Genomic DNA, 6,915 nt, shown 5'->3' with positions numbered 1-6,915 from the left:
CGTTGGTTTCGCTATGCCACCCAAGTCACATACCTTTGTATGCTCCTCGGGATAGCTTCGCTTACCGCCTACCTACAACTTGAATTATTTAGGGTATAACCCGTCATACTTTAAGCTGTAGGGGCGTTGGTTTCGCTATGCCACCCAAGTCACATACCTTTGTATGCTCCTCGGGATAGGTCTACCTACAATTTGAATTATTAGGGTATAACCCGTCATACAATTTAAATTACATCGGGTAATAATGTTGTAATTATCGGCCTTATGAATGCCAAAAGGCAAAGCATATTGTCAGCTTTTACGCTCAATAATGAAATTAGCTAAAGCTTTCAGCATTTCTATATTATAGCCTTGCGATTGGATAGTCTCTAAAGCTGCAATTGAATTATGATAAAGCTCACGTGCTTTTTGTTGTGCAGATTCAAGGCCTAACAGGGATGGATAAGTACTTTTCTCATGTTCAGCATCTGCACCTTGACGCTTACCTGTCACCGAACTGTCGCCAATAACGTCTAGGATATCGTCTTGGACCTGAAAGGCAAGGCCGATAGATTCAGCATATTTATCTAAAGCCGGTAATAATAAATGACCTTTTTCACCTGCAGAATATGCGCCTAAACGAATTGCTGAGCGAATGAGTGCGCCTGTTTTATGTTGATGAATACGTTCTAGGGCAGCAAGATCAACGCGTTTACCTTCTGCATCAAGATCTAAAGCTTGTCCGCCACACATACCTGCGAGGCCACTTGCATAAGATAGCTCTACAATCATTGCAATTCTGTCTTTGTCGCAAACATCTGGCATTTGTGCTGATGACAATAATTGAAAGGCTAATGTTTGTAGGGCATCACCCGCTAAAACTGCATTACCTTCACCAAACTTGATATGACAAGTCGGTTGACCTCTGCGTAGGTCGTCGTCATCCATAGCAGGTAAATCGTCATGAATTAACGAATAAGCATGAATGCATTCAACGGCAGCAGCTGGCACATCTAAGTTTTCTTGGGATACACCCAGCATTGAACCTACAGCATAGGTTAAAAATGGGCGTAAACGTTTTCCACCCAATAACGTGCCATATTTCATTGCTTGAGCTAAAGGTAAATCAGCAAAAGGTAATGCATCTAAGGCTGTTAATAAATATTGATTAACTCTTTCGTGGGCTTGTTGCTGTTGCTGAACGAAATTATTTAGGTATTTTTCGGACATAATTTATTCTGTATCAGGTGAAAAATCATCAAGGGGTTTATTTTCATCATCACTAAGCAGAATTTGAACACGTTGTTCTGCTTGTTGTAAGACTTTTTGGCCCTGCTTAGCAATTTGAACACCGCGTTCAAACTCATTTAGCGCATCTTCTAATGGAAGATCGCCAGACTCAAGGCGAGCAACGATTTGCTCAAGCTCTTTTAGCGAGTTTTCAAAACTAACAGTTGGAACTTTTTGGGATTTTTCTTTAGCCATCATTCATTAACCAGTAATGTTAAATCACTTGTTCGAAGGTATTTTAATTGTTTAGCAGACTAACGCAGTCTCGGCGTGGTTACAATTTATTATTGGTGTTTTTAGATTCGCCGCGCAAGATAGTGTTATAATGCTTCCCATTATTGACAATCGGTAAAGTGTACGTGTGTCGCGTTTAAAATACGTTCGTTTTTCCCTATAACCTTGAACATGCCGCTATTATGAAGTTTATCATTAAGTTATTCCCAGAAATTACCATTAAAAGCCAGACTGTTAGAATACGATTCATTAAAATCCTAACCAGTAGTATCCGTAATGTCCTTAAACCGTTTGGTGAAGAAATCGCAGTTGTCCGTCATTGGGATAACATTGAAGTGCGTGTAAAAGGGGAAACACAACACGACGAAATTTGCGATATGCTAAGTCGTATTCCTGGTATTCACCATATTCTTGAAGTGGAAGATAAACCCTTCACCAGCTTGCACCATATCTATGAGATGGTGTATGAATATTATGCGCCTTCACTTGAAAATAAAACCTTTTGTGTTCGAGTAAAACGTAGAGGTAAACATGAATTTACCTCGATTGAGGCAGAGCGTTATATTGGCGGTGGGTTAAATCAACACATTGCGACAGCAAAAGTTAAACTGACTGATCCTGATACAACTGTGCATTTAGAAATTGAAGATGAAAATCTTATTTTAGTTAAAGCGCGTATTGAAGGAATTGGTGGTTTCCCCATTGGAACTCAAGAAGATGTTTTATCCTTAATTTCAGGTGGATTTGACTCTGGTGTTTCTAGCTATATGTTGATGCGCCGCGGTTGCCGTGTTCACTACTGCTTCTTTAATCTTGGTGGTGCGGCACATGAAATTGGTGTGAAGCAAATTGCGCACTATTTATGGAATCGTTTTGGTAGCTCGCACAAAGTTCGTTTTATTTCGGTTAACTTTGAACCTGTTGTCGCTGAAATTTTAGAAAAAGTTGATGACGGTCAGATGGGCGTTGTGCTTAAGCGCATGATGGTTCGCGCTGCATCTAAAGTTGCTGAACGTTATGGTGTTCAAGCGATTGTCACCGGTGAAGCGTTAGGGCAAGTTTCTAGCCAAACACTGACTAATTTGCGTCTTATCGATAATGCCTCTGATACCTTGATTTTAAGACCACTTATTTCCCATGATAAAGAGCACATTATTAAAGTAGCTCGCCAGATTGGAACTGAAGAGTTTTCAAGAACGATGCCTGAATATTGTGGCGTTATCTCAAAAAGTCCAACAGTTAAAGCGGTTAAAGCTAAAATTGAAGCGGAAGAAGCTAACTTTGATTTTAGTATTTTAGATGCGGTTGTTCAGCAATCACAAAATATTGATATTCGCCAAATCGCGCAGGAAAGCCTTGAGAAGGTGCCTGAAGTTGAAATGGTTAGTGATTTATCCGCGGCTAATGAAGTCGTCTTAGATATCCGCTCACCGGATGAACATGAAGATAAGCCTTTGGTGATTGACGGTATTGAAGTTAAACACATTCCGTTTTACCGTTTAAGTACGCAGTTCGGTGATTTACCGAAAGAAAAAACCTATTTGTTGTATTGCGATCGTGGGGTCATGAGCCGTTTGCAAGCGCTATACTTGAAAGAACAAGGGTTTGATAATATTAAAGTTTATCGTCCGTAATCGCTTATTTAAAAAGAGCAGGGGAACCAATAAACCTGCTCTTTTTAAGGTACTAATCTTCTAAATAATCATTGATCCCGTTGGGTAAAACCAATTGTGATGCAACCTCGCCAGCAATTTTTCGACCAAGTAATAATTCAATCAGTTTTAATGCAAAATCAAATGAGGTTGCAGGACCTTGGCTGGTTAACAAGTTAACGCGCTCATCGAAGTAAACACGTTTATCGACCCATCTATTCGTTGGAATTTTATCTTTCAATGTCGGGAAGGCGGTCATATTACCGAATGGAAATAACTGGTGATATTCTAAAACCACGACTGGAGCTGCACAAATTGCGGCCACAATTTTACCATCAAGATGCATGCGTCGTACTTTTTCAACCACTAAAGGACTATCACGAAAAACCTCAGCACCCGCGAGTCCTCCGGGTAATACGATGGCATCAAAAGGCTCATCCGCCACATTGATTAGTGGGGTATCCGCAATAAACTTCATTCCTCTTGATGCAGTAATTTCAACGGAGCTATCTTCGGTGACGCTAGCTAGCGTCACTTGTATACCAGCTCTGACAAGTAAATCAGCCGTAGTGACTGTTTCTATTTCTTCACTACCATTGGCTACGCATATTAGAACTGAAGCCGTCATATTGTTGTTCTCTATTTTTAACTAAGTGATATAAACGGTCATTTTCCGGCGTTTGGAGACCATGAGCTCTGGCTTGCTTTATCAAATATCCAGTAATGTAATCAATTTCTGTGCGCCGATGATTACGAATGTCTTGCAGCATTGATGAATAGTTATCTTTTGTATTATCAATGATGCCATAAATGTACTCGGTAAGTTCGGCTTTGTCGGTATGTAATCCTTCAGCGGTCATGACCTGACAAATTTCATCAATAATGCGTTCAACTTGTTTAACGTGATGAATAAGCGCACCATTTTTATCATTATATTCGACAGTGAGCGGATTTATCACGCAGTTTGCAATTAACTTTCGCCAACAGGTCGTTATAATTTGATTGTGCCATGCAACGTCAGGTAAGGCTTCATGTAGGACATCAGCAATAGGGTAATAAAATTCAGCTTGAGAATTGACGGCACCAATATGAGTAATACCATTAGCAACATGAAAGACTTGGTTGTGCTCTTGCCAAGCAGCATGAGTTGTTACCCCACTTAAAAATGGGTGTCGTAAAGCGCCGAGCTCTTCAATTGTCCCCATTCCGTTATGGAGCAGTAAAATGGGGCTAGTTTCAGGAATACTGCTAAGTAGTGGCAGCAATGCATCAGAAACTTGCCACGCTTTTAGACAGACAATCACTAACTCGCTGGTATTAAGGTGATTAATATTATTACAAGGAATGAGTTCGCGAAAAGTACGGCCATCGGGCTCATTGACATCAACAAATAAATCCGGTTGAGCAATACGTAACCAGCCTTGGGTATCATGGCCTTGCAAGGTCAGCGAAGCAAGCCAGAGCTTACCTATCGCACCGCAACCAATAAGGGTTATTTTCATCGGGCCCCTCTAAAATAATACCACTTTGAAATAGGCTATCTAAACTTTACCTTGTAAAGTCTATCAGATAGATATCCAGTATATACTCTAACGAATTCAAGTTGTAGGAAGAGAGTAAATGAATGAGACTCACAGAGCACAGATAAGTGAATAAGAGCAGCTAACAATGCAACAGCTCGCGCAACAACTTGAAGTATGGCAACTAAAAACGTTATTATGCGCACAACATTGATTATCAGGAGGCCTTAATATGCCATCATTTGATATTGTATCTGAAGTTGAAATGAATGAAGTCCGTAATGCGGTAGAAAATGCTCAGCGCGAGCTTACAACCCGTTGGGATTTTAAAAACGTAGAAGCTAGCATTGAATTGAACGAAAAAAATGAATCTATAAAAGTGACCAGTGCGTCAGACTTTCAGGTTCTTCAGTTGATTGATATTCTACGAGAAAAAATGTCAAAACGTGGTATTGATGGCGCGGTACTTAAAGTGCCTGAAGACGTTGTCCATAGTGGTAAAACCTATAGTGTAGAGGTTACTCTACAAGAAGGTATTGATGCTGCGACCGCGAAAAAAATCATTAAACTGATTAAAGACAGTAAATTAAAAGTTCAAGCGCAAATTCAAGGTGAGCAAGTCCGTGTGACTGGGAAAGCGCGCGATGACCTACAAGGGGTTATGGCGTTAGTGCGTTCTGGTGATTTAGGTCAACCGTTCCAATTTAATAATTTCCGCGATTAATTTACACGATTGATTTTCGATTAGCCCACTTTATGTGGGCTAATTTAGTTAAAAATAATGCATTTAAAAAGAATAGTTTGAAGACGAATAAATGTTAATCAGCGTGAATAATTGCTTCGAGTTGTTCCCGCGAAATCACTTTTCTATCAATTTTGACATAAACGCTCATTTCTTCATCAATTATCACGACTTCCATTACTCCTTCTTGAGACTCAAGCTGTTGCTGAAGTCGCGCTATATTTTTAAAGCGATGGGGCAATATTAAGCGAATACTGCTGACATAAGGGGGTTGTTGCATTGTTAGGCTGATAATGAACCACACAATAGTGAGCACTAACCCACTGATAAATACTGTGCTTGCACCATCAAAGTCATATAGCCATCCACCTAAAATTCCACCGATAGCGACACCTAAAAATTGGCTGGTAGAGTAAACACCCATCGCAGTACCTTTATAACCCGCCGGCGCTTCTTTGCTGATGAGCGAAGGTAAAATTGCTTCCATCACATTGAATGCAATGAAAAAGAGTTGAATACCGATAAAAATTACCCATAAATGGCTGCCAGATAACCACAACGTCACTTCCGCAAGTGCCAGAACCACAATGCAAAATAGGAAAACCTGCTTCATTTTGCGGTATTTTTCTGCGTAGATAATAAAAGGCAATACAGTGACAAAGGCGATTAACATGGTGATCAAATAGGCTTTCCAATGATCTTTGGCTAAATAACCTGCGTCGGTCATGATCAACGGAAGTGCAACAAAGCTCGACATCAAGAGTGCGTGCAAACATAAAATACCGATATTAAGCTTAAGTAGTGGCGGATGCATCAGCACGGTTTTTAAGTTACTTTTTACAAAAGCAGACTCACGGTTCACTATATGATGACTGCTATTGGGTACGACGAAAATCGTCACAACGATGGCACCAATGGCCAGTAGCGTAATTCCCCAAAATAGTCCGCTTAATCCAACCATATGCGTGATGATAGGCCCTAATACTAAGGCGATCGCAAAGGTTACCCCAAAGCTAATGCCTAAAAAGGCCATGGCTTTGGTTCGATTCTGTTCACGGGTTAAGTCTGAAAGAAGAGCCATTACCGCAGCTGAAATTGCACCAGCCCCTTGTAATGCGCGACCAATAATAATTCCCCATATAGAATCACTGAGGGCGGCAACAACACTACCAATAATAAAGATGACTAAACCAAAAATAATTAAGGGTTTACGGCCTATTTTGTCAGACATCAAGCCAAAAGGGATTTGGAATAGTGCTTGGCTTAAACCATAAATACCAATAGCAACACCCACTAAAAATTCACTGGCTCCCTGCAAATGTAAGCCATAACTGGTCAAAATAGGTAAGACCATAAACATGCCAAGCATGCGAAGGGAGAAAATAGAACCCAGTCCCCAAGTGGCGCGGAGTTCTAGGGGGGTCATTTTGTTATCATTCATTTTTATTCTTCATATTTCGTGCTGTAGCGGTGTTGGCTTCTCTTGGCTACTTAGGTC

General features: G+C 40.4%; 7 protein-coding genes. 2 read left to right on the top strand and 5 right to left on the bottom strand.

Features of this window, described 5'->3' with window-relative positions; translation table 11 throughout:
- Positions 1-291: 291 nt before the first annotated feature.
- Complete coding sequence (gene ispA / locus ACTH6U_RS01135; RefSeq protein ID WP_441831406.1) at positions 292-1,209, bottom strand: (2E,6E)-farnesyl diphosphate synthase; 918 nt, start codon at positions 1,207-1,209, stop codon at positions 292-294.
- A 3-nt stretch (positions 1,210-1,212) separates the two neighbouring features.
- Positions 1,213-1,464: an exodeoxyribonuclease VII small subunit gene (xseB, locus tag ACTH6U_RS01130; protein ID WP_294109109.1), complete on the bottom strand. Its 252-nt coding sequence runs from the start codon at positions 1,462-1,464 to the stop codon at positions 1,213-1,215.
- A 221-nt stretch (positions 1,465-1,685) separates the two neighbouring features.
- Between xseB and thiI the strand changes: the two genes are divergently transcribed.
- Entirely contained in the window at positions 1,686-3,137 is a 1,452-nt protein-coding gene (gene thiI / locus ACTH6U_RS01125; RefSeq protein ID WP_294108430.1) for a tRNA uracil 4-sulfurtransferase ThiI, read from the top strand.
- 52 nt (positions 3,138-3,189) lie between these two features.
- Here the strand turns inward: thiI and yajL are convergent, their stop codons facing one another.
- Together yajL and panE are read right to left on the bottom strand one after the other, a co-directional pair.
- Complete coding sequence (gene yajL, locus ACTH6U_RS01120; RefSeq protein WP_294108432.1) at positions 3,190-3,783, bottom strand: protein deglycase YajL; 594 nt, start codon at positions 3,781-3,783, stop codon at positions 3,190-3,192.
- Positions 3,746-4,657 carry a 2-dehydropantoate 2-reductase gene (gene panE, locus ACTH6U_RS01115; RefSeq protein ID WP_294108434.1) on the bottom strand — a complete coding sequence of 304 codons (912 nt, stop codon included), beginning with the start codon at positions 4,655-4,657 and terminating at the stop codon, positions 3,746-3,748. The genes yajL and panE overlap by 38 nt, the downstream gene beginning before the upstream one ends.
- 250 nt (positions 4,658-4,907) lie before the next feature.
- Between panE and ACTH6U_RS01110 the strand changes: the two genes are divergently transcribed.
- A complete protein-coding gene (locus ACTH6U_RS01110) occupies positions 4,908-5,399 on the top strand; it encodes a YajQ family cyclic di-GMP-binding protein (protein ID WP_294109116.1) in 492 nt (163 codons plus the stop codon).
- A 94-nt stretch (positions 5,400-5,493) separates the two neighbouring features.
- Here the strand turns inward: ACTH6U_RS01110 and ACTH6U_RS01105 are convergent, their stop codons facing one another.
- Positions 5,494-6,858, bottom strand: coding sequence for an MFS transporter (locus tag ACTH6U_RS01105; protein WP_441831405.1), 1,365 nt, complete (start codon positions 6,856-6,858; stop codon positions 5,494-5,496).
- Positions 6,859-6,915 lie beyond the last annotated feature (57 nt).

This window comes from Providencia sp. (assembly GCF_052096715.1).
Taxonomy (GTDB): Bacteria; Pseudomonadota; Gammaproteobacteria; order Enterobacterales; family Enterobacteriaceae; genus Providencia.
Note: the sequence above shows the minus strand (reverse complement) of the source record. Positions and strands in the feature narration are given on the sequence as shown.

Coding starts and splice junctions, on each gene's coding strand:
- ispA (WP_441831406.1), bottom strand. CDS start 1,209: ATGTCCGAAAAATACCTAAATAATTTCGTTCAGCAACAGCAACAAGCC.
- xseB (WP_294109109.1), bottom strand. CDS start 1,464: ATGGCTAAAGAAAAATCCCAAAAAGTTCCAACTGTTAGTTTTGAAAAC.
- thiI (WP_294108430.1), top strand. CDS start 1,686: ATGAAGTTTATCATTAAGTTATTCCCAGAAATTACCATTAAAAGCCAG.
- yajL (WP_294108432.1), bottom strand. CDS start 3,783: ATGACGGCTTCAGTTCTAATATGCGTAGCCAATGGTAGTGAAGAAATA.
- panE (WP_294108434.1), bottom strand. CDS start 4,657: ATGAAAATAACCCTTATTGGTTGCGGTGCGATAGGTAAGCTCTGGCTT.
- ACTH6U_RS01110 (WP_294109116.1), top strand. CDS start 4,908: ATGCCATCATTTGATATTGTATCTGAAGTTGAAATGAATGAAGTCCGT.
- ACTH6U_RS01105 (WP_441831405.1), bottom strand. CDS start 6,858: ATGAATGATAACAAAATGACCCCCCTAGAACTCCGCGCCACTTGGGGA.